21 protein-coding genes, 2 pseudogenes and 1 riboswitch are annotated in these 20,577 nt (G+C 61.7%); of the genes and pseudogenes, 2 read left to right on the top strand and 21 right to left on the bottom strand.

Translation table 11 applies throughout. The features are described from left to right. The first annotated feature begins 506 nt into the window (after positions 1-506). Positions 507-745, top strand: a pseudogene (locus tag AB1576_08010) (transposase). A 69-nt stretch (positions 746-814) separates the two neighbouring features. On the opposite strand, the gene AB1576_08015 reads toward AB1576_08010, so the two are convergent. The 20 genes from AB1576_08015 to AB1576_08110 all read right to left on the bottom strand — a co-directional run bounded on the left by AB1576_08015 (position 815) and on the right by AB1576_08110 (position 17,816). After that, positions 815-1,048 carry a hypothetical protein gene (locus AB1576_08015; GenBank protein MEW6081705.1) on the bottom strand — a complete coding sequence of 78 codons (234 nt, stop codon included), beginning with the start codon at positions 1,046-1,048 and terminating at the stop codon, positions 815-817. Positions 1,049-1,353: 305 nt separating this feature from the next. Continuing rightward, positions 1,354-2,658, bottom strand: coding sequence for a glutamate-1-semialdehyde 2,1-aminomutase (gene hemL / locus AB1576_08020; protein MEW6081706.1), 1,305 nt, complete (start codon positions 2,656-2,658; stop codon positions 1,354-1,356). A gap of 4 nt (positions 2,659-2,662) precedes the next feature. Continuing rightward, positions 2,663-3,637, bottom strand: coding sequence for a porphobilinogen synthase (gene hemB, locus AB1576_08025; GenBank protein MEW6081707.1), 975 nt, complete (start codon positions 3,635-3,637; stop codon positions 2,663-2,665). Then, complete coding sequence (gene cobA, locus AB1576_08030) at positions 3,625-5,118, bottom strand: uroporphyrinogen-III C-methyltransferase (GenBank protein MEW6081708.1); 1,494 nt, start codon at positions 5,116-5,118, stop codon at positions 3,625-3,627. The genes hemB and cobA overlap by 13 nt, the downstream gene beginning before the upstream one ends. Further along, the gene (gene hemC, locus AB1576_08035) at positions 5,115-6,041 is read right to left on the bottom strand and encodes a hydroxymethylbilane synthase (protein MEW6081709.1); all 927 of its coding nucleotides are present in this window, start codon (positions 6,039-6,041) and stop codon (positions 5,115-5,117) included. Before hemC ends, cobA begins: the two co-directional genes overlap by 4 nt. Beyond that, positions 6,010-6,690, bottom strand: a complete 681-nt coding sequence (locus tag AB1576_08040) for a bifunctional precorrin-2 dehydrogenase/sirohydrochlorin ferrochelatase (GenBank protein ID MEW6081710.1) — start codon at positions 6,688-6,690, stop codon at positions 6,010-6,012. Before AB1576_08040 ends, hemC begins: the two co-directional genes overlap by 32 nt. Continuing rightward, positions 6,687-7,934, bottom strand: a complete 1,248-nt coding sequence (hemA, locus tag AB1576_08045) for a glutamyl-tRNA reductase (protein ID MEW6081711.1) — start codon at positions 7,932-7,934, stop codon at positions 6,687-6,689. Before hemA ends, AB1576_08040 begins: the two co-directional genes overlap by 4 nt. A gap of 1 nt (position 7,935) precedes the next feature. Further along, the gene (locus tag AB1576_08050) at positions 7,936-8,538 is read right to left on the bottom strand and encodes a precorrin-8X methylmutase (protein MEW6081712.1); all 603 of its coding nucleotides are present in this window, start codon (positions 8,536-8,538) and stop codon (positions 7,936-7,938) included. After that, on the bottom strand, positions 8,525-8,914 hold the full coding sequence (locus AB1576_08055; protein MEW6081713.1) for a CbiX/SirB N-terminal domain-containing protein: 390 nt from the start codon (positions 8,912-8,914) through the stop codon (positions 8,525-8,527). Before AB1576_08055 ends, AB1576_08050 begins: the two co-directional genes overlap by 14 nt. Beyond that, positions 8,865-9,677: a precorrin-6A reductase gene (cobK, locus tag AB1576_08060; protein MEW6081714.1), complete on the bottom strand. Its 813-nt coding sequence runs from the start codon at positions 9,675-9,677 to the stop codon at positions 8,865-8,867. The genes AB1576_08055 and cobK overlap by 50 nt, the downstream gene beginning before the upstream one ends. A gap of 2 nt (positions 9,678-9,679) precedes the next feature. Further along, positions 9,680-10,399, bottom strand: coding sequence for a precorrin-3B C(17)-methyltransferase (gene cobJ, locus AB1576_08065; GenBank protein MEW6081715.1), 720 nt, complete (start codon positions 10,397-10,399; stop codon positions 9,680-9,682). Next, positions 10,357-11,448: a cobalt-precorrin 5A hydrolase gene (locus AB1576_08070; GenBank protein ID MEW6081716.1), complete on the bottom strand. Its 1,092-nt coding sequence runs from the start codon at positions 11,446-11,448 to the stop codon at positions 10,357-10,359. Before AB1576_08070 ends, cobJ begins: the two co-directional genes overlap by 43 nt. 5 nt (positions 11,449-11,453) lie before the next feature. Then, entirely contained in the window at positions 11,454-12,236 is a 783-nt protein-coding gene (gene cobM, locus AB1576_08075; protein ID MEW6081717.1) for a precorrin-4 C(11)-methyltransferase, read from the bottom strand. Positions 12,237-12,238: 2 nt separating this feature from the next. Then, complete coding sequence (cobI, locus tag AB1576_08080; GenBank protein MEW6081718.1) at positions 12,239-12,958, bottom strand: precorrin-2 C(20)-methyltransferase; 720 nt, start codon at positions 12,956-12,958, stop codon at positions 12,239-12,241. Further along, complete coding sequence (cbiT, locus tag AB1576_08085) at positions 12,955-13,554, bottom strand: precorrin-6Y C5,15-methyltransferase (decarboxylating) subunit CbiT (protein MEW6081719.1); 600 nt, start codon at positions 13,552-13,554, stop codon at positions 12,955-12,957. Before cbiT ends, cobI begins: the two co-directional genes overlap by 4 nt. Next, positions 13,551-14,189, bottom strand: coding sequence for a precorrin-6y C5,15-methyltransferase (decarboxylating) subunit CbiE (gene cbiE / locus AB1576_08090; protein MEW6081720.1), 639 nt, complete (start codon positions 14,187-14,189; stop codon positions 13,551-13,553). The genes cbiT and cbiE overlap by 4 nt, the downstream gene beginning before the upstream one ends. Next, positions 14,168-16,087, bottom strand: coding sequence for a cobalt-precorrin-5B (C(1))-methyltransferase CbiD (gene cbiD, locus AB1576_08095; GenBank protein MEW6081721.1), 1,920 nt, complete (start codon positions 16,085-16,087; stop codon positions 14,168-14,170). Before cbiD ends, cbiE begins: the two co-directional genes overlap by 22 nt. A gap of 1 nt (position 16,088) precedes the next feature. Continuing rightward, positions 16,089-16,841, bottom strand: coding sequence for a cobalt ECF transporter T component CbiQ (gene cbiQ, locus AB1576_08100; GenBank protein MEW6081722.1), 753 nt, complete (start codon positions 16,839-16,841; stop codon positions 16,089-16,091). A gap of 1 nt (position 16,842) precedes the next feature. Beyond that, positions 16,843-17,151: an energy-coupling factor ABC transporter substrate-binding protein gene (locus AB1576_08105; GenBank protein ID MEW6081723.1), complete on the bottom strand. Its 309-nt coding sequence runs from the start codon at positions 17,149-17,151 to the stop codon at positions 16,843-16,845. Next, the gene (locus tag AB1576_08110; protein ID MEW6081724.1) at positions 17,148-17,816 is read right to left on the bottom strand and encodes an energy-coupling factor ABC transporter permease; all 669 of its coding nucleotides are present in this window, start codon (positions 17,814-17,816) and stop codon (positions 17,148-17,150) included. The genes AB1576_08105 and AB1576_08110 overlap by 4 nt, the downstream gene beginning before the upstream one ends. A gap of 199 nt (positions 17,817-18,015) precedes the next feature. Then, positions 18,016-18,204, bottom strand: a riboswitch (cobalamin riboswitch). A gap of 257 nt (positions 18,205-18,461) precedes the next feature. Here AB1576_08110 and AB1576_08115 point away from each other — a divergent pair. Continuing rightward, positions 18,462-18,898: pseudogene (locus AB1576_08115) on the top strand (ATP-binding protein). An 89-nt stretch (positions 18,899-18,987) separates the two neighbouring features. Here the strand turns inward: AB1576_08115 and AB1576_08120 are convergent. Next, positions 18,988-20,541 (bottom strand): IS3 family transposase, encoded by a 1,554-nt coding sequence (locus AB1576_08120; GenBank protein MEW6081725.1) that lies wholly within the window; start codon positions 20,539-20,541, stop codon positions 18,988-18,990. Positions 20,542-20,577: the final 36 nt, after the last annotated feature.

Raw genomic sequence — 20,577 nt, forward strand, 5'->3', positions numbered from 1 at the left:
TCCTGAGCCAGGATCAAACTCTCCATCAATTCCTGCACCCCGCTCCCGCAGGGTGCCTACTTACTCTCTTAAAGCCCTCGCCTTTCTCAGGGAACCCTCATACGCTGTTCAGTTTTCAAGGTTCAGTCCCTGGCTACTTCAGGTTCCAGGGTCCACCGGGTTCTAATCGTACCACCGCAAAAACCCTTTGTCAAGAAGTCGACTTGCATCAACCAAAAGGTACTCGAAATGAGGTCATTGCATCAAGACAAAAAGTACTCGAAGAAGGGAGGTGCCATGGATGGTTCGAACTCTAGATGACCATAAAACTCTAGATGACCATAACATGAGAGGAGAAGAAACCATGGCGCTCACTTCTTGGTACTGGCGTAGGAGGGCCCGCAGGATCGTACAATGATGCTCTCTGGAGAAGGTGGAGCAAGAGCAAGCCAGGAGGGAGCAGGAGGCCAAGAAGAAAGGAAAGATCTACGAGCGTCGGAAAGACACGGAGAAGACAAAAGCCGGGTCCTAAGGCACAGAGGAACTTCACCGATCCGGAGTCACGGATCATGAAGAACTCCGACAAGGCGTTCATTCAGGGGTACAATGCCCAGGCGACGGTGGATGCGGAGACTCATATCATAGTGGCTGCTGACCTCAGCAATCAGGCAAGCGACTGCCCACACTTCAAGGAGCAGATCAACAGGTCATAGAGAATACCGGCAGGAAGCCCAAGGAGACTTCGGCCGATGCAGGATACTATAGCAGTGACTTTGGGCTATACGGTTACAAAGGCATAGCCGAACTCCCCCTGTTCTCTGGGGCTGGTCTCAGGCTAGCAGCCTGTGTGGGAATGATGGATTTGTTCATTGAGGCTCCACATAAGGTCTAGCCCTATCCAGCTGAACCCCTCGGGGTCAACCTCCGTGCGGCCTCCCATCTCAACCCTGGCGCACTCCCAAGCTGGAATGATCCAAGTGCACAAGGCCGCTACAATGATGATGCCCAGCAAGATCGTAGAGGTGTGAGGGGTCTTGAAACGCATGGTCTGGTCGCTCCCTTCTCCCAATCTGGTGTCACCTGAAGAACAGAAGCCGAATGATGGCTGCCCGCAACACCCTGCCTTACCTTCATCTACCGGGCACTGTCTTTCCTCATAGACCACCTCCCTGGACCAAGAACAGGCCCAGCGTATTCTCCCATCGAGGATGAGAGCGCTAGACCTGTCTGTTAACGTGGGCGAGTTTCCTCCGCCCACCACGGGCGGTGAAATCCTGCTTTGGCACGGGAGCCACAGGCTAAATCGCACGGCCTGGACAGCGGGGGGACCGAAAGGGCCAAGCGTCGCCTCCTTGGCCCTCCCACCCGTCCATGCTATGGTATTCCCAGGTCCCCCCGGCGGATTTCCCCCAGACACTCAGTCACTGCCTGCACCGTTCTTTCGATACAATTATGGTCATGGGCCAAGGAGAGAAACATCGCCTCATAGGGGGATGGCGGCAGCCATACACCCCGGTCCAGCATACCCCAGAAGAACCGGCGATATCTCCTGGCGTCGCTTGCCATGGCGTCCCCCATGTTCCTCACCTCCCCCTCGGTAAAGAACGGTGTGAGCATCGATCCAACTCTATTCACCCTGAGAGGCAGGCCCATCCTCTCCGCTGCCTTCTCCAATCCTTCCTCCAAGGCCCTGCTATTCTCCTCTAACCGCTGGTACACGCCGGGTAATTGGAGTCGCATGAGGGTCACAAGACCCGCGGTCATGGCCAGGGGGTTTCCGGATAGGGTGCCTGCCTGGTACACAAGACCGGATGGAGCCACGTGCTGCATGATGTCGGCCCTGCCCCCGTAGGCGCCCACGGGAAGGCCCCCGCCAACGATCTTCCCAAGGCACGTGAGGTCGGGCACTACACCATAGAGCGCTTGGGCCCCACCGTAGGCCACCCTGAACCCCGTTATCACTTCATCGAAGATCAGGAGCGACCCATGCCAAGTTGTCACTGACCGGAGTACCTCCAGGAAGCCCTTCACGGGGGGAATCACCCCCATGTTCCCCGCCACCGGCTCCACGACTACGGCGGCTATCTCCTCTCCAAACCGGGCGAACACCTGGTTTACCGCGTCTATGTCGTTATAGGGGGCGATTAGGGTATCTGAGGCGACGGACCCAGGCACTCCAGGCGAATCGGGCAGGCCCAGAGTGGCCACCCCGGAGCCCGCTTTGACCAGGAAGGAGTCAGCGTGTCCATGGTAACAGCCCTCGAACTTCAACACCTTGTTCCTGCCGGTGTACCCCCGGGCCAGTCTCAAGGCGCTCATGTTGGCCTCAGTGCCTGAGTTAACCATTCTAACCTGCTGTACTGAGGGGAGAGCCTCTGCAATGGTCCGAGCCATGAGCACCTCCAGCTCTGTAGGCGCGCCGAAGCTGGTACCCCTGCCCACGGCGCCCTTCAAGGACTCCACCACCTCCGGGCAGGCATGGCCGAGAATGAGTGGACCCCAGGATAGTACGTAGTCAATGTACTCATTGCCATCGGCATCATACACGAACGAACCCAGCGCCCGTTCCAGGAACACCGGATTCCCCCCCATGGACTTGAAGGCCCGGACGGGGCTGTTCACACCCCCAGGCATCCACCGCGTGGCCTCCCGGTACAGCTCTTCAGAACACCTTCTCAACCGCCTACCCCTCCTTCAGCCACCCGGCTGCATCCTTGGCATGGTACGTTATGACCATGTCTGCGCCCGCCCTCTTCATGGACGTCAGGATCTCCATGACTACCCTGCGCTCATCCAACCAGCCGTTGGCCGCCGCCGCCTTTACCATGGAGTACTCTCCGCTCACATTGTAGGTGGCTACCGGCCGATCGGAGGCAGCCTTCACCTTGGCCATGATATCAAGGTAGGGCAGGGCAGGCTTCACCATGACGATATCGGCGCCCTCATGAATGTCCATAAATGCCTCTTTCACGGCCTCCCGAGCGTTGGCCGGGTCCATCTGGTAGGTTAGACGATCCCCAAAAGAGGGATCTGAAGCAGCAACCTCCCGGAACGGACCGTAGAAGGCCGAGGCGTACTTGGCCGAATAGGCCATGATCCCCACATCCACGAACCCCTCCGCGTCGAGGCGCTTCCGGATGGCTCCAACCCTTCCGTCCATCATGTCCGACGGGGCTACCAGGTCTGCCCCTGCCTTAGCATGGCTCAGCGCCGTTTCCGCCAGTACCTCCAGGGATTCATCATTCAGCACCCTGGACCCCCGGACCAACCCGCAGTGACCGCTGGAGCTATATTGGCAGAGACAGACATCGGTGATCACCAAGAACGAAGGGAATGCCTTCTTGAGCACGGAGACCGCCTCCTGAACAACTCCCCCGGGCTGGAAGGCCATGCTGCCTGCCTCGTCCTTCCGGTCTGGCACTCCGAACAGGATAACCGCCCCAACACCGCGATTGGCCGCCTCGAGCACCTCATTACCAAGGAGGTCAACAGAAAGGCGGGCCACCCCCGGCATAGAAGGAATTTCCTGGCGGACACCCTTCCCCGCGGTAACGAACAACGGATAGATGAGATCCTCCACGTGCAGCTTGGTTTCCCTAACCAGATTCCTCAAGGCAGGGCTGGCTCTCAGTCGCCGTCCCCTGGTTACTGGATACAAGCGCCTTTCCTCCCTTTTACGTCTTGGATGATTGCCTCCACCAAACCCTCAGCGCTATGAACAAGAGACACCGCATCAACCCTTATCCCCAGGCGGCCCGCGGCCTCAGCGGTAACCGGCCCGATGCAGGCAACACGGGCCTTCACCGGCAGACCCGTCCCTCCGTGAAGGGACTCTACCAAGCCTTCCGCCGTGGAAGGGCTGGTGAGGGCGATGTAGTCCGCAAGATTGCCGGAAAGGACCCTCCCTAGCCTCTGGGCCCCATCCGACCTGGACCGTGTCACGTAGGCAGTAACTGTCACGGGCTCATATCCCAACCCCTGGAGACCCGCTGGCAGTGTGTCATCGGCCCGGTCGCTCCTGGGCATCAACACCCTTCCCGATCCCTCGGGGAACTCGGCAAGTATGCCCTGGGAGCTGAACTTGGATGGTGTGAAATCTGCCCTGAGCCCATGTGTCTCCAATCTCCGGGATGTCTCCGGGCCGATCGCCAGGATCCGGGTACCGGCGAAGGCCCTGGCGTCGAGCTCCAGCCGGGCTAGCCGCCGCATCACGCGTTCCACTCCGTTAGAGCTGGTGAAGATCACCCATTCGAAGAGACTCAGGTCACTAAGGGCCTGGTCCAGTCCTCGGTAACTCGGCGGCTCCAGCACCTCGATGGTAGGAACGACCAGCGCGTGTCCCCCCCTGTCCCTGATGGCCTGCACCATAGCCCGGGACCACCTTCTCTCCCTGGTTACCACCACCCGCACGCCGAAGAGAGGCAGGCGCTCGTACCAGGAGAGGTGGGCCCTCAGCCCGACCACCCCACCTACTACCAGCACCGAGGGGGGTTCGAAGCCCTCCTCCCCGGCCCTCTCCCGTATCTCCCCCAGGGTGCTCACCAAAACCCTCTGAGCGGGGGTGGTGCCCTGGTGGATCAGGGCTGCAGGTGTGGATAGATCAAGTCCTCCCTCTATCAGATCCTGGGTCACACTGGCCAGGTTCTTCACGCCCATCAACACTACCCGGGTTTGCCCCGGCGGCTGCCCCTTGACCTTGCGGTGCCCAGTGGATACAGAAAACGCTGAGGCGTACTCCCGGTGGGTCACAGGGACCCCGGCGTAGGCCGGCACCGCAACGGCCGAGGTGACCCCTGGTACCACATGGAAGGCTATGCCCCGGGCAGCCAGGACCTCCGCCTCTTCACCCCCCCTTCCGAGGACGAAGGGGTCGCCCCCCTTCAGCCTCACCACGCGAAGTCCCTTGAGCGCCTTCTCCACCAGGAGGCTGGCAATCCCCTCCTGTCCCAGGCCGTGTCTTCCCGGCCACTTGCCCACGTCAATGAGTTCCGCTCCTTCCGGGGCCTCTTCCAACAGGTCTTCCGAGACAAGGCGGTCGTAAATCACCACATCGGCCTCTCTGAGATACCTGAGTCCCTTCTCAGTGATCAGCCCTGGATCACCAGGTCCTGCGCCCACCAGGTAGACAACACCGCTCATGACACCCCCGCCTCTCTCACACACCTGAGTATCTCACCGGCACCCTTCTTGAGAAGAGCATCCGCCAAGCGCTTGCCGGTGTCTTCAGGCTCCCCGCTACTCTCCCGGCAGTCATCCCTGAGAACCATGGAGCCATCGAGGCTGGCCACCATCCCGCTGAGCTGGAGTTCGCCCCCCTTGACCCTGGCCAGGGCTCCGATGGGCACCTGGCATCCGCCCTCCAGGGCTGCCAGGAAGGAGCGCTCCGCATTCACCTCTCTGGACGTGTCGGGGTGATTCAGCGCCTCTACCACCTGCCGGGCCTCCTGGTCGTCCGCCCGCACCTGCAGGGCCACCGCTCCCTGTCCTGGAGCGGGCAGGAATGCCTCCGGCTCCAGGATCTGGCCTGCCAGACCTCCCAGCCCCAACCTTACAAGGCCCGCCCGTGCCAGGATCAGGGCATCGTACGAGCCTTGCCACATCTTCCTTATACGAGTCTCCACATTCCCCCTCAGGGGAGAAACCCGGAGGTCTGGCCTGAGGTGAAGGATCTGCGCGGTCCGCCTCAGGCTAGATATCCCCACCACCTGCCCTGCCCCCAGTTGTGCCAGCCCGCCGCCCTGGGTCACCACCATATCCCTGGGATCAAGCCGTTTAGTTACCGCCGCTATCATGAGACCCTCGGGAAGGCGAGTTGGCATGTCCTTAAGGCTATGGACGGCGATGTCGATGCGTCCTTCAAGAAGCGCCTCCTCAATGTCGGCCACGAAGAACCCCAGGGTGCCGTGACCTACCAGCGGCACATCAGGTGACCGGTCTCCCTCGGTCCGTATGACTACTCTCTCCAACTCAAGATCGAAGAGCTGCCTGAGCGCCCCGACCACTTCGGCCGCCTGGACCAGGGCCAGCCTGCTACCCCTGGTCCCTATCCTCAACGTCCTCAAAGGCAACACCCCCCAGAAAACCGGTGTGAACAATGGTCCTCACCAGGTCGGGCAGACCGTCTAGCCTCCTGGCCAAGGCGGTCTCCACGGAATCCGCCATTTCCCTGGCCAACCCCGGGTCGGCCAGCATGTCCAAGACCTGGCGACGCAACCCCGGGTCTATTTCCTTGAGCTGTGGCCTCAGCCATCGCAGGGCGATGCAGAGCCGTTCCATGGAGGCCGGGATGGAGTCGGCCAGTTCCCGGACGAGCCTCGCTGCCAGGAGGGGGCTGCGTCCTCCCGTGCTCAATGAGAGGGTGAAGGGTCCCTTGCGGGCGGAGGCAGGCAGGATGAACGTCGATCCACCTAGGTCGTCCGCGACGTTAACCAGAACCCCCATTCCCCGGGCATCCCTTCTTACCGCCTCGTTTACCTCCCGGGTAGCTGCCGCTATTGCCAGGAACGCCCCCTTCAGGTGGGCCCTGCTATAGCACTCAGAGACCACCACCGCTCCTTCCACCCCGGACCCGGCTAGTCCCCCAGGGCATACCAGTGTGACGGAGGCCCCGCATTGCAGGAGACTTCTTGCCTTCCTCAAGGCCACGGGCCCACCGCCCACCACGAGACACTCCCTTCCCTCCACATCCAGGGCCAGCGGGTAGAGCCTCACTGTTCCTCACCTGCCCCAAAGGCCTCTGCTATGAGGCGAAGCCCCTCAAGGTCCCCACTGGCGGCCAGTTCCCTCATACGCACCAGGGGCTCGTGGAGCACCTGATCCAGAATGCGGTGGGAAAAGGCCGCCACATGCCTGGACTGGGCAGGGGTAAACCCACCGGCCTTCCGGTGAAGCCTATCCAGTTCCTGAAGCCTTAGGCGCTCGATCCTCTCCAGTAGGTGGGATATGGCCGGGGCCGCCATTCTCCGGTGACTCAGCCAAGCCAGGAAAGCCTCGGCCTCAGCTATCACTATGGCCTCCGCCCTCAGATACTCCTCATCAAGACTGCCCTCAGGCAGGGCCAAGCCGTCCACGTTGACCAGGTGCAGCCACTTAAGGTCCTCTATGCCCGGCTCCACGTCCCTGGGTACGGCTATGTCGACAACCGGGAGAGGTCGGTAGCCCCGGCGGGCACCAGCCCCTTCCAGGTGATGCCTTCTTATAACGGGGTGGGGTGCCCCCGTTGAACTTATGACTCCGTCCGAGAGCGCAAGCCAGTGGACCAGCCTGTCAAACCCGGCGGCCTCTCCCCCGAAGGCCCGTGCTACCTCCGAGGCTCTTCCTTGATCCCTGCTGATGACGGCCAGGGTGCCTATCCCCCTCTCTCGCAGGTGACGCGCGGCCAGCTGGCCCATGAGTCCTCCCCCTACCACCAGCACGGTGCGGTCCTGCAGCGTGCCTAGGCACATCCCCAGCACATCCACGGCCCGGTTGCTAAGGGATGCGCCCCTCCCCACTTCCGTCTCCCGGTGCACCCTCTTGCCTGCGGCTATGGCCGCCCGGAATAGGGCGTGGCCCAAGGCCTTTATCGCACCCCTGGTAGCGGACGCCTCGTAGGCGTCTCTGACTTGACCCAGCACCTGGCTTTCCCCCAAGACCATGGACTCAAGTCCAGATGACACCCGGAAAAGGTGGATGACGGTCTCGGTGCCGGAGCGGAGGTAGATGTGACTTTCTGCATCCTCCCAGGGTATCTCACGTGCTGATACCAGTCCCCTCACGGCTTGCAGGACGTGCTCTTGCTGCTGGGCCACTGCGTAAACCTCAGTCCGGTTGCAGGTGGACAGGAGGACTGCTTCATCCGCAAAGTCCAGTAGGTGAGCCAGTCCCTCGTCAAAGAGGCGCCCGGTGAAAGCCAGGCTCTCCCTGATCTCCAGGGGTGCCGTCTTGTGGCTTAGACCGCAGACGAACAGTTCCACGCTACTCCCCCCTCCGGGCCGCCCGGATCAATGCGTTCACCGCAGCAGCTGCCATGGGGCTTCCTCCCCTGGTGCCAAGGAGGGTGATATAGGGGATACCCGAGGCCACCAGTTCATCCTTGGATTCAGCGGCTCCCACGAACCCCACGGGCATGCCCACCACCAGCATAGGAGAGGCCGAGCCCTCTAGGCTTAGTCTAAGCACCTCAAGAAGGGCCGTAGGTGCGTTGCCCACCACCACTATCCCCTGGTTCCACAGGTGCTGGAGCTGGCGCATCCCCATGGATGCCCGGGTAGCGGCGGTCTTCTCAGCCTCCTCTCCAACCCCGGGTTGCTCCACGGCCACGGCTAACGGACCCCAGTAGCCCCTGATACCGCAGGCCACCATGGCCACATCGGTAACGATGGGCCTAGAGGATCGCAGGGCTGCGATCGCCCTCTCCACAGCCTCCGGGTGGAAACGGAGGCACCGGGCGATCCCGGGGTCGCCGGAGGCGTGTACCACCCTGACCACCACGTCCCCCTCCGGTGCGGAAAGGGGGTATCCGCTGAGGAGGTCCCAAATTATCCTCATGCTCTCAGCCTCTATCTCACAACCCCTCACCCTGGATCACCTCCCTGGCCCGCTCCACAATCACCTTGGCCAGTCCCCGGTCGGCGCCTATGGGCCTGGCTACCAGGCAACGGCAGCCGAGACTCGCCTCCACCTCCTGGACCATGGCGGGTATGTCCTCGGTCACGTGAACGCCCCCCGCCAGGAAGAGCGGCAGGATGACCAGGGTTGACTGCCCCTGCCTTACCGCCTCATGGCATGCCTCCTCCATGCCTTTCCTGCCAGAGTCACGGTTCAGAAAGGCCACAGCGGTCGGCAGGTCCAGGAGATCTCCGACCATCCGGCCCAGTTCCTCTATAGCATCATTGGCCTCGGGCTTAGTCGCCCTCGACCCGTGGCCCAGAACCACCACAGCCAGATCCCTCACCCTTCATCTCCTCCTCTATCATTCTCAGGGCCTCCGCCACCCCCTCTGCCGGCGGCCCTTTGGGGGCGGGCCTCTTAACCACAATCACGTCCAAGCCCAAGGCCACTGCAGCCTCCACCTTCTCGGGGGTGCCACCCTCCCGGCCGCTCTCCTTGGTGACCACCACATCCACGGAGAACTGCCGGAAAAGGGCCTCGTTGAGTGTCCTCGACACGGGACCCTGCAGAGCCACCAGGTCCGCAGGACCTAATCCCTCCTCGAAACAGGCCGCCAGCACACCCGGGTCCGGCAGGACACGGGCAATGAGCCGGACCCCCCTTAAGCGGGCCTCTTCGGCAAAGATCCGCAATCGCTTTGACCCGATGGCCAGGAACACGCAGCCATGCGCTGCCAGCTGGCAGGCGAGACGGGCCGCTTCTAGGTAGTCCGGGCAGCAATGAACCCTGGGGTGCTTTGGCACGGGCCACGGCGGCCTCTCAAGCCGCACATAGGGGACCCCCGACGCGGTAGCCGCACGGAGAGCATTTACAGAGGCCATCGCCGCATAGGGGTGGGTAGCGTCCAGCAATACGTGCACCCCGAAGGTCTCCATGACCACCCTCATCCTAGCCTCATCCATGGCCTCCTGCAGCACGGCGGCGGCACCCCAGGTTCTTAGCAGGCTGGCGCCGTGGGCCGTCACCGCCGTGGCGATCACCGGGTAACCGTGCCTTGCCAGCTCCCGGACAGCCTCCCGCGCCTCGGTCGTGCCTCCCAATACCATGATCAAGGGGCGTACCCCCTTGGCGTCACCATAAAGTCCCCCCGGATGAAGGTGTAGGAGTTACCCACTATGACCGTGGAGCTCATGTCAGCCAGTTCCGGATCGAAGCCCCCAAGGTCGGCCAGGGTCACCGTCTGACCCGGTCTCCCGGCGTTCTTCACCAACCCCACCGGGGTTGTGGGAGACCGGTGGCTCTTGAGGATGTCCAGCGCACGCCTGAGGTGGTCCCTCCGGCCGTGACTCCTGGGATTGTAGAGCACAGCCACCATGTCGCCCGTCGCCACCGCCCTGAGCCGTCTCTCGATGATATCCCACGGGACCAGGATGTCGCTGAGACTCACAATAGCGAAGTCGGCGGAAAGGGGCGCCCCCAGGGCCGCTGCGGCCGCCACCGCCGCCGTCACCCCTGGCACTACTTCAACCTGAATGCCCTCGTAGCCAGGAAGGGCCTCCAGCACCGGCCCGGCCATCCCGTACACACCGGGATCCCCTCCGCTTGCCACGACCACGCTGCGCCCGGCCCCCGCTAGGACCAGGGCGTCCCGGGCCCTGGCCATCTCCTCTCCCATAGCGTAGGGGAGCACTTCCGCATGGCCTGTCATCCCTTTGATTAACCCGAGGTAGGTACCATAGCCCAGGACTACGTCGGCTTCCTCCAGGGCCTGCCGGGCCCTGGCTGTCATGTGGCCGGGGTCTCCGGGCCCTGTGCCGACCACCAGCACCCTTCCCTGGCTACAGCCACGGTTACCCTGTTTATCCTCTGTTTTTCCACCAAGAGCACTGGTTCCAGCGCCGCTGCCATTGCCGCTGGTTGGCATACGCCTCCCACCCCCATTCTCGCCTCCACGAAGGTTGACGGCCGGTAGGACCCGTCGAAGGCCCTTAGCCGTTCCTGATTAATCAGTAACAGGGGTACCCCCAGGCGGGAAGCGGCCTCAATGAGCCCAGCCTCTCCGGCCTTAGCGTCGATGGTAGCAAGGGCCTTCACCCTGGCCATCGCCAGCCTGGCCCCAGCCAAGACGGTGGCCACAGCCTCCAGGATCTCCCCCTGGTTCACGCCCCTTCTGCATCCGATGCCCACCACGAGATCCCTGGGCCTCAGGTACACGTCTGCCCGGGTCTCCGGGTCCCCCGACACCGCCACCAGCAGGCCCGTGGCGGGCTTGCATTCCTCCGGCTCCGCCCCTAGGGCCGGGAGAGCCTGAGCCAGTGGCTCCGAGGACCTCAGGAACCGCGGGTCGGCCCGAAAGGTCACACGGTCACCACTGATGAGCCGGGACATGACCTTTGTGAAGCCCCTGGGAGGCTCCCAGGTCATGCCGATCTGGGCAGCCAGCACGTCGAGGGCTGGTAATCCCGCCAGGTCCGAAGCGGTGGTGATGACTGGCTGGCCACCGGTGATCCCAGCCACCTCCCTGGCCAGGGAATTGGCCCCTCCCAGGTGACCTGAGAGCAGGCTCACCACGAAGGTACCCCTCTCATCCACTACGACCACCGCCGGGTCCTTCGTCTTGTCCCGCACCAGAGGCCCGAAGACCCTCATGGCTATCCCTGCCGCCCCCACGAAGATGATCTCGTGGTGCTCGCGGAACACCCTTGGGGCCACCGCTGATATCTGCCCGTCAAAGGGGATTGCCTCATTGGGGCTGGTCCCCCTAACACCGAAACGACATGGAACATAGTGGGTCACCACCCTGGATGCGCTGGCTAGCCGCAGTCCCAGCGTCAAGGCGAGGTCTGTCCCTCTCCGGGTGACCGGGAGAAGCGCCATCCTCTTCACGGCATCGCGCCCCCCGGTCTGTGAGAGTGGGAGAAACGCCCGTGATAGAGCCTGGACCTCTGCCCACCGGCCTCCAGAAAACGACCCACGAGGATCAGGGCTGTGCGGGTTATCCCAGCTTCGGTGATCATGGCCGTGAGTTCGGAGAGGCGTCCCGTGATGACCCTTTCTTCCGGCCAGGATGCCTTCTCCACCACCGCAACTGGAGTGTCCGGGCTATAACCCCTGCCCAGATCCCTCTCAACCTCCGCCGCCATGGCAGCGCTCAAGAAGAGGCACAGGCTGGATCCGTGGGCTGCCAGTCCCCCCAGGGATTCCTGGTCAGGTACCGGTGTCTTCCCTGCCACCCGGGTCAATATGAGGGTCTGGGAAACCCCGGGAACCGTGAACTCCCGCTTCAGTGTCGCCGCGGCGGCCTGGAAGGAACTGACCCCCGGCACCACCTGGCATGGGACCCCCCGGGCCTCCAGGCGCTCTATCTGCTCGGCTATGGCCCCGTAAAGGCTGGACTCCCCTGTGTGGAGCCTTACCGCCAGGTGTCCCTGGCGGTGGGTCTCCTCCAGGACCGTGAGGATCTCTCCCAGGGTCATACCGGAGGAGTCCCGGAGGGAGGCGCTCGGGGGCACACCATCCAAGAGGGTGGGATTCACAAGAGAACCCGCATACACCACCACCTGGGCCGACCTCAGGAGCCTTGCGGCCTTCAGTGTAAGGAGCTCGGGATCGCCCGGCCCGGCGCCAACGAAGTAGACGGGGTGTACGGGGGGGCCTGGTGACATCTTCACGAACAGGCCCCTCCTTTCTCGTGCTTAATTAGAATGGTGGATAGATAGGCGTCATGGACCTGAGGGGCATTGTTTTGCCCTTCCAGGCCAAGATGAGTCCCCTGGAACAACTGGGCTCCGGGGTAGTGAGCCCGGAGGAAATCCTTCACCCGAGGTCCCCGGTCTCCAACTTTCAGCAAGGCCAGGGAATCGCAGATGCCCAGAAGAACGGCAAGAGCCTCCTCCTTCTGGGGACAGGGGGATATCAACAGCCTCTCCCTCCCCCTGGCCAGGGGCCACGGGACAATGGCGGCCGCGGCGAGGAAGGCAGGAACACCTGGCACCACCTCCACCGGAACCAAGGGCTCCAGGGACCGGACCTCCTCAACGAGATAGCCGAAGGTGCTATAGAGACTGGGATCCCCCAGGGTGACGTAGGCCAGGTTCTCCCCCATCTCCAGGTGCTCCAGCAAGCACCGGGCTGCCTGCTGGTGGGCCCGCCTGAGGAGGCCTTGATCCGGGGTCATGGGAAGGACAAGGCTCATGGCGTGAAGACGCTTCCTGAGCCCGGCCTCGGCAATGGCCAGCGCTCTGCTGCTCTTGCCTGGTGAAGGCACAGGGGCCACCACCAAGTCTGCTGTGTCCAATGCCTTCAAGGCCCGCAGGGTAAGGAGATTGGGGTCTCCGGGGCCAACACCTACCCCCGTGAGTGTCCCGAGGTTATCGAGACCGCTCATGTCTCACCCCCCCTTTCCGCACTGATGATAGTGACAGGGTTCAAGCCCCGCCACAGCTTAACCGGTCCCACCGGCTCGGACCGGGCAATCGTCACCATGGTGGCCTGGATGTTCCGGTAGCCACTTTCCTCAAAGACCTCCAAAAAGCGGCCTACCCCGTCGGCCGTGACTGTGACGGCAACCACCCTGAATGGGGTGTTTATGAGGGAGCACAGTGCCGCCAGGATTTCTCGCTGCCGGCCTCCCGTCCCGCTCAGGATTACCCGGTCGGCCGGGGGCAGCTCCCGCAGGCATCCTGGCGCCTCATCGTGAATAAGGGTGGCGTTCTCAACGCCAAAGCGAATAAGGTTCTCGCGGGTCAGATCCGTGGCGGAAGGGTCCCTCTCCACGGCGAACACCCTCCCCTCCGGGGCCAGGAGGGCCGCCTCCACACTGACGGAACCGGTCCCGGAACCCACGTCCCAAATGCAGTGGTGCCGGGACAGCCTCGCCTGGGAGAGCACGAGGCAGCGCACCTCGGCCTTGGTCATGGGAACAGTGCCTTTGGCGAAGAGCTCATCGGGGATCCCCGGTACAGTGAAGGGCCACAGTCTCACGGGATCACCACCACTACAGCGGGCTCCCATGGCTGGGCAACGGAACTCAGTTCCCTCACGGTCCCCTCCATCACCCGCTCCTCTGGGTAGCCCAGGTTCTCCCCCACCAGGAAGCGGTGGGATGAAAAGCCTCTCTTTAGGAGCGCCCTCGCCAAGACCTGGGGTCCAAGGCCCTGCCCGGTGAGAACAGCCACCGGATGGCGTGCCTCCAGGGCATCTTCCACGGCATCAAGATACTCTCCTAGCCGGTGCTCCCGGCCGTGCAGGCTCAGCAGGAGGGCACTGTGCCAGGGAAGGCAAGCCCTGGCGAAGGCCATCTGGAACGCACTTATGCCAGGAAACACCTGCAGGGACCCGGGCCCGAAGTATTCCCTCAGGCGTCCCAGGATCCCGTAGAGCCCTGGGTCGCCCGAGGCCAGAACCGCCACCCGGCGAGCCCTCTCCATATCCCGGAAGGCCCTGTCCAGGTCACGGTCCAGCAGAACGGCGGGCTTGTTTCCGGCATACTCCTCAAGGTGCCTCCTGCCTCCCACCAAGAGATCTGCGGAGCGAATGGCCTCCTCGGCGGCAGGTGCTAGCCATTCCCTTGGCCCCGGTCCTATGCCTACTACAGCTATGCGGTGTCTAGGTTCCAATCGTGCTCTCTCCCCATATCGCGAGCCCCTTGATCGAGCCCCAGTATAGAGCCATTTCCATCCGTCAGCACTGTGCCCGTTTCCACCTCTCCCCCGGTGTAATCAGAAGCCCGCCTTGAGGCCTCCCTGGCAATCCTGAGGAAGACCTCCCCGAGCCCAGCCTCATCTATGATCCCGATGGCCTCCTCCGTGGTAGCGCAACCCATGAGGGTCTCCAAGACGGAATGGCGCGCCCCGGCAAGGGCCGCATGGGCCACCAGGGTTTCCCTGCGGGCATCAGCAACCCGGCTGTGGGTGTCGAAGATCCCGGCAGCCATCTTCCCTATCTTGCCAATGTGGCCAAAGAGGAGGGCTCTCTTGATCCCGGTCTCCCTGCATCTTATCAGGGCGTCCCCCAAGAAGTTGCCGCACTCGCATACCCGCTCCCTCTCAATTCCGTATCTTCCCGCATGCTTCAGGCCGAGATTCCCAGGGGTGAGCACCACAGTGCAGTGACCTGACGCTGCCAGCGCATCCACCTGAAGGGCAACGGAATCCCTCATCGCCTCCCTTGACATGGGGCGCACCAACCCGGTGGTGCCAAGTATGGAGATGCCCCCCACTATGCCAAGTTTGGCATTTAGGGTGGACCTGGCGGCCCTCTCGCCTCCAGGCACCTCCAGGATAATCTCCACCGCCCTGTCCTGCGGGAGCACCTGGAGGACCTCCTGGATGATGAGATCCCTGGGAACGGGATTAATGGCTGGCTCCCCCACGGGCACCTTGAGCCCCGGCCGGGTAGCCACCCCTACTCCATTTCCCGCCTGCAGGCGAACCCGAGGGTATCCCGCCGGTGCCCAGCGGGCGGTTGCCACGATGGGCAGGCCTGATGTGACATCAGGATCATCTCCCCCGTCCTTCCTTACGGAGCAACTGGCCTCCTGGCCATTTCTGGAGCTGGCCAGAATGTTCAGGGTCAGGAGTCGCCCGAAGGGGGTCTTGATCTGGACCTGTTCGGTTGAGATCCCAGTCAAGCCAAGCACAGCAGCCTTGGCAGCAGCCGCGGCACATACTCCTGTAGTGCATCCCAGACGCATGCCCTGTCTTCCCAATAACCCCTCCTTCAGTTCCCCGAGGCTCCGGGGAAGCGCTCCCGGGAGCAGGAGGCCCTTGGCTGCCAGTTCCCGGGCTATGGCCAGGAGGAGCGGTTGCCTCAACGCCCCTGCCAAATCCTCAAAGACCTCCCTGGGTCTTCCTGATGTCATGGTGGCGCCGTCTTCGAGAACGAATAACCTGTCCGACATGGTGTAGGCCAGATCTACGTCATGGGTGGCTAGAACGATCCCCAGGCCCCGCTCCCGGAACTCTGCCAGCAGCGCCATTACCTTCTCCTGGGAGGGAGGGTCAAGGAAGCTGGTGGGCTCGTCCATCACGATCACTCTGGGTCTCATGGCTATGACCCCGGCTATGGCTGCCAGGCGTTTCTGCCCGAAACTAAGAAGATGGGCGGGCCTTTCCCTGAGGTTCTCGATCCCGGTCGCCTGAAGGGCCTCCTCCACCCTTTCCCTGGCCTGCCCCGGGGACAACCTGAGGTTCAAGGGACCGAAGGAGACGTCCTGGGCCACTGTGCCGCAGAAGAGCTGGGCCTCCGGGTTCTGGAACACCAGGCCAACAGCGCTTCTTAGCCCCCTGAGGGATTCCCGGGAGTACGTCACCTCACGCCCCAGGTAACGGAAGAGCCCCGCTTGAGGCCGCAAGAGGCCGTTGAGACACTGGAACAGGGTGGACTTGCCAGCCCCGTTAGGCCCAAGTACCGTAGTGATTTCGCCAGATCTGACTTCCAGGTAAGCCTTCTTCAGGGCTTTCGTTCCGTCCGGGTACGTATACTCCAGCGCCTCGGCGTCCAGCAGGCTCTCCATGTCACTTACCTCCCATGAGTGTAAGCAGGACCAGAACTGTGATGAAACCGGCTCCCCGGCACACCTCTGGGGTACTGAGGGAGTATTCCTCTTCCAGCACACTGATGGTTCCAGTGTAGTTCCGGGACTCCATGCTGTCGCTGAGTTGTCCTGATAGGAAAAGGCACCTAGCGAAGAGACTTGAAGTGAGGTAGGCCAGGGAGTGAAGGCTGGAAACGGCACCCTGGTAGCCCAGGCGGGAGACCTGAGCTTTTCTGATGGATTGTGAGGCCTTGAGGAAAAGGTGAATATACCGGTGACCTAGGGCGAAAAGTTCTACTGCGGTCCCGGGGACCCGTAACCGACGGAGGAGCCAAGCCAGGTCTGTAATGGGAGTGGTCAGGGCCAGGAAGTAAAGGGCCGACACGGCTGCCAGTGCCCTGGAGGCTACCACCATGGAGACCTCCAGGGCATCCGGCCTGAAGGCCAGGGTCTTGCCGAGGGAAGAGAGCCCTTCCGGCGCACCCAGGGTGAGACTCAACACCAATACCCCTGGCGCTATGGAGAGTATGGGTATTGCCATGTACCCAAGAAGGATCAGTGGCCGGACACCACCCCACCAGACGGTTATCCCCAGGAAGAGTGTGAGAATGCAAAGAAGGGTGAGGAAGGAGCCCGACACCAGCGAGCAGACGAGGCCGGCCAAGGCAACGCAGGCCTTCAAGCCAGGGTGCGTCCTTCTCATGGGACTGAGATAGGGCCAGGTATCGAACATGTCAGGACTCCTGTTTTCTCAGATTGGCCAGTGCCTTCCGGTGGCCGATGAAGTATGCTATGAAGCCCACTCCGGCGCTGGCTTGGAGTGAGAAGATGAGACTCTCTACCTCCCCGCTGGGTGGTTCCCAGATGGGTTTCGCCAGGGGCTTGTAGTCTGGATGAAGTTCCTGAGCCAACCCTGCCGCCCGGCGGTCTGCGCCTTCGAAGGCGGCCTCGCCCCCGCTAATCCAGGAGGGCAAGCCTAGGGAAAGGACGGTCAGCGCCACGACTCCCAACAGGAGCAACCCGTTTCTCACAAGAAGACTCATACCTGTTTCCCTCCTCCCACAATGAGACCCAGGGTTCTCATCTCCGAGGTACTGTAAGCTAACAGAAGGTTCACCATCATGACGGTAAGAAGTCCCTCGGTCACAGCCAGGGGCACTTGGGTGACCGCGAAGATGCCGGCGAACTTCACCAGGGACAAGATGATCCCGCCCGTGGGGTCAGGGTAGGCCAGAGCCAGCTGAAGGGAGGTAGTGAGGTAGGTGGCGATGTTCCCTGACACCGCCGCCGCAAACACACTCGGCCCGATCCCGAGACCTCCCTTGCGTGCAAGGCGAAAAACCATATAGGTGATGAGAGGGCCCACGACGCCCATGGAAAAAGTGTTCGCTCCTAGCGTGGTGATGCCGCCGTGTGCCAGCAGAAGCGCCTGGAAGAGCAGTACGACTGAACTGGTTAGGGCCATTACTAATGGTCCGAAAAGGATCGTGCCAAGCCCGACTCCGGTAGGGTGGGAGCAGCTGCCCGTCACTGAGGGTAGTTTCAGGGCAGAGAGGGCGAAGGTGAAGGCTATCGCCACCCCGAGGAGAGCCTTGAGTCTCGGCTTCTGCGCCAGACTTCTCTCAACAGAGCGAACCCCCGCCATTACAAACGGCGCTGCCACCGCGCTCCAGGCTATGGCATCCCGGGCAGGTAGGAACCCTTCCATGATGTGCACGTTCATACCCTCCTTTAACGTCTTGCTGCACGCATACAAGGTGGGGAGGTGGGGTCGACCAGTCTCCCCTTCATCGCTGATCCAGAGTCAATACGCGCAAGGCCAAATGACAGTTAGGCCTTCCACCCCTATCAGTTGTGGAAGGCCTCATGTATCAGCCTGTGTACACCGCTCTTTCCATCGAAGGGGTGACGTACACTCCCACACAGGCAGGTCTCCTGGCTTGCGGCTCATCGAGCTACCCGCTCCTTCCCATCCTCTCCAGAGGACAGTGGATTGCGTGCGGGTTCTCTCACCGTTACAGTGGCGGGACCGCTCGGGATTCTCACCCGATTCCCTTTTCACCTCATAATGAGGCTCCTATGCGGCCAGTATTCGGTTTTTGACGGGGAGTACTGCTACTCCCGTTGGCATCATTATACTAGGGCAGGGGGGCTGGCACAAGCCCCAGTTATGACCAGGGTCGTGTCAAAGCGCGGTTGGGTTAGTGGGAATATAGCAATCAGGGAAGGCTGATTGTGACCGAGAGTATGCGTCACCAAGACATACTTGCCAGACGATCCTGGGCTGCATTTAGCGTTGGCGTACGGCGGCATTTGAGGTTGCTCGAATGAACCCACCGGGCCAAGCTAGCGGAAGACTCATCTGGCCGTGGGCCTCGGATCAAGGCCATTGAAAACGGTTGCGGTGTCTACTTCACCCGTGCCAACGACCTCCTTGAAGACCTGCACCAGGCTTAAGCCTACCATCACCTCGAGCGCCGTATGCGGGTCTATCTTACCCCCAAAGTGTTCGGCCTTTGGCCTTGTGACCGGCAAGCCGCCTGCCTTGTTCTCTTTGGTATCCGCCCGTTACGAACGCGGTAGCATCATCCTCACTTCCAACAAGGGCTTCGCGAAATTCGGGGGATGTCTTAGGTGATCCGGTGATCGCCGCCGCCATACTGGATAGGCTACGTCACCATAGTCACGTCATCAACATACGTGGAGAGCTACCGTCTCCGTGAGAAGAAACGTGCAGGCTTCTTCTCCTCCTCTTCCAGACCGGGAGGTGGCTACCCAAATCCAACGTGATTGACTCTACCTCAGGGGGGTGGGTCAATTCCCAATCGGTGCCAAGAAGAGAAAAGAGAAGTGGGGGTGCGGACATTTTCTTGGACTTTTCAGGCGTAGCCTAAGCTCTGCCTGTATTCCATTGGGCTCCTTCCGCCCAGCGATATCTTGATGCGCTTCTCATTGTACCAGTGCAGGTAGCTATCGAGTCTGTCAATGAACTCCTCGATGCTCACTCCAGCCCACGATCTCCCGTAGAAGAGTTCATTCTTCAGCCGTCCGAAGAAGCCTTCGCACGCGGCGTTATCGGGGGAACAACCTTTCTTAGACATTGAGCGGGTGAGCCCAGCCGCTTTCATCCTGTCAATCCAGCCTGGCCAGCGATAGTGGCTGCCGCGGTCGCTATGGATCAGAGGACGGTCATTCTCCGCCAGCGTCGATATCGCGTTATCCAGCATGGAGTTCACCATCCCCGCGTCAGGACTAGTCCCGATACTCCAGCTAACCGCCATGCCGTCAAAGCAGTCAATTATAGGGGACAGGTAAACCTTGCCGGCAGGCAGAGGAAACTCCGTGAGATCGGTGAGCCACTTCGAATTGGGGGCCTGAGCGTGAAAGTCCCGCTCAATGATGTTGGGCACTGCGGGACTGCTCTCGCCCTTGTAAGCGCTATACCTGCGCTTCCTACGACCGACCACGACGAGGTTTTCGTCACGCATGAGGCGGCGCACTACCTTTTCGGACACGGTCTTACCATCTCCGATGAGAACGGCGTGAATCCGCCGGTAACCATATCGTCCGTCCGCCAGAGCGAATGCGGTGCGCTCGCGGAGCTCGGAATACTTATCCGGTATGGATAGGGCAGCGTAATGGTAGAAGTAGCTGCTCTTGGGCATAGAGAGACACCCCAGCAGGTCATTCAGAGGGTATCTCTCCCTCAGGGCGCCGATCGCTGCCGCCTTCTCCCGATTCGTCAGTTTCTTCGGATCGGCGCCCTGGTCTTTTTTTAGGATTTCTGCCGTCACTTCCAAGACGTCTCGTTCGAGTTGGAGTCGGTAGACCTGCTCTTCCAATGCCTCTAACTGTCCCTTGAGCGACTCCACCTTGGCCAACAATGCGTCCCTGTCGTCCCTGGTTTTGTGTTTTCCCCGTTTTGGCCTGCTCACTGGGCGCTCCTTCCCGAGCAGATCGTACTTCCATTGATACAGGGCCGTGCGACTGACGCCATACTGCCCAGCAACTTCTCGGGCTGGGCCGTCTTTGGAACACAAGTCCAGAACGGCTGCTTGTTTCTGCTCACGCGAGAATTCTACCTTGGGCTGAAGTGACCTTTTGGAGCGCAGTCCGCGCCTGTCCGGCACCGCCTCATCTAGCCATTGCCTGAGCGTTTCCCGGTTCGGGTAGCCCAAGGCCTGGATGCTCCGGCGTAAACTCCGGCCGTGTTCCAGGTAGTAATCTACCGCTGCCTGTTTCTGCTCGTTCGAGTACTTCGGTGGGCGACCGCGATATCCGTCATGAAGCGCGCCGGTGGCATTGTACTCCCTGACCCAATGTTTCAGCGTGTTCTTCGTAGGATAACCCAATTCCCGGCGAACCGCGGCCGAGTGGCCGCCATACTTGAGGTAGAGACTGACCGCCCTCATCCGGTCTTCCAGTGTGTACACGGACATCCTCCTGTCTCATTTTGAGTCCAGGTTTTT

This window comes from Bacillota bacterium, assembly GCA_040754315.1.
Classification (GTDB): domain Bacteria; phylum Bacillota; class Sulfobacillia; order DUSP01; family JBFMCS01; genus JBFMCS01.

Excerpts from the sequence above, each read along its gene's own strand:
- AB1576_08105 (MEW6081723.1), bottom strand. The coding sequence starts at position 17,151 with ATGAGTCTTCTTGTGAGAAACGGGTTGCTCCTGTTGGGAGTCGTGGCG.
- AB1576_08110 (MEW6081724.1), bottom strand. The coding sequence starts at position 17,816 with ATGGAAGGGTTCCTACCTGCCCGGGATGCCATAGCCTGGAGCGCGGTG.
- cbiD (MEW6081721.1), bottom strand. The coding sequence starts at position 16,087 with ATGGAGAGCCTGCTGGACGCCGAGGCGCTGGAGTATACGTACCCGGAC.
- cobI (MEW6081718.1), bottom strand. The coding sequence starts at position 12,958 with ATGAGCGGTCTCGATAACCTCGGGACACTCACGGGGGTAGGTGTTGGC.
- cobA (MEW6081708.1), bottom strand. The coding sequence starts at position 5,118 with ATGAGCGGTGTTGTCTACCTGGTGGGCGCAGGACCTGGTGATCCAGGG.
- cbiQ (MEW6081722.1), bottom strand. The coding sequence starts at position 16,841 with ATGTTCGATACCTGGCCCTATCTCAGTCCCATGAGAAGGACGCACCCT.
- cobM (MEW6081717.1), bottom strand. The coding sequence starts at position 12,236 with ATGTCACCAGGCCCCCCCGTACACCCCGTCTACTTCGTTGGCGCCGGG.
- AB1576_08070 (MEW6081716.1), bottom strand. The coding sequence starts at position 11,448 with ATGGCGCTTCTCCCGGTCACCCGGAGAGGGACAGACCTCGCCTTGACG.
- cobK (MEW6081714.1), bottom strand. The coding sequence starts at position 9,677 with ATGGTATTGGGAGGCACGACCGAGGCGCGGGAGGCTGTCCGGGAGCTG.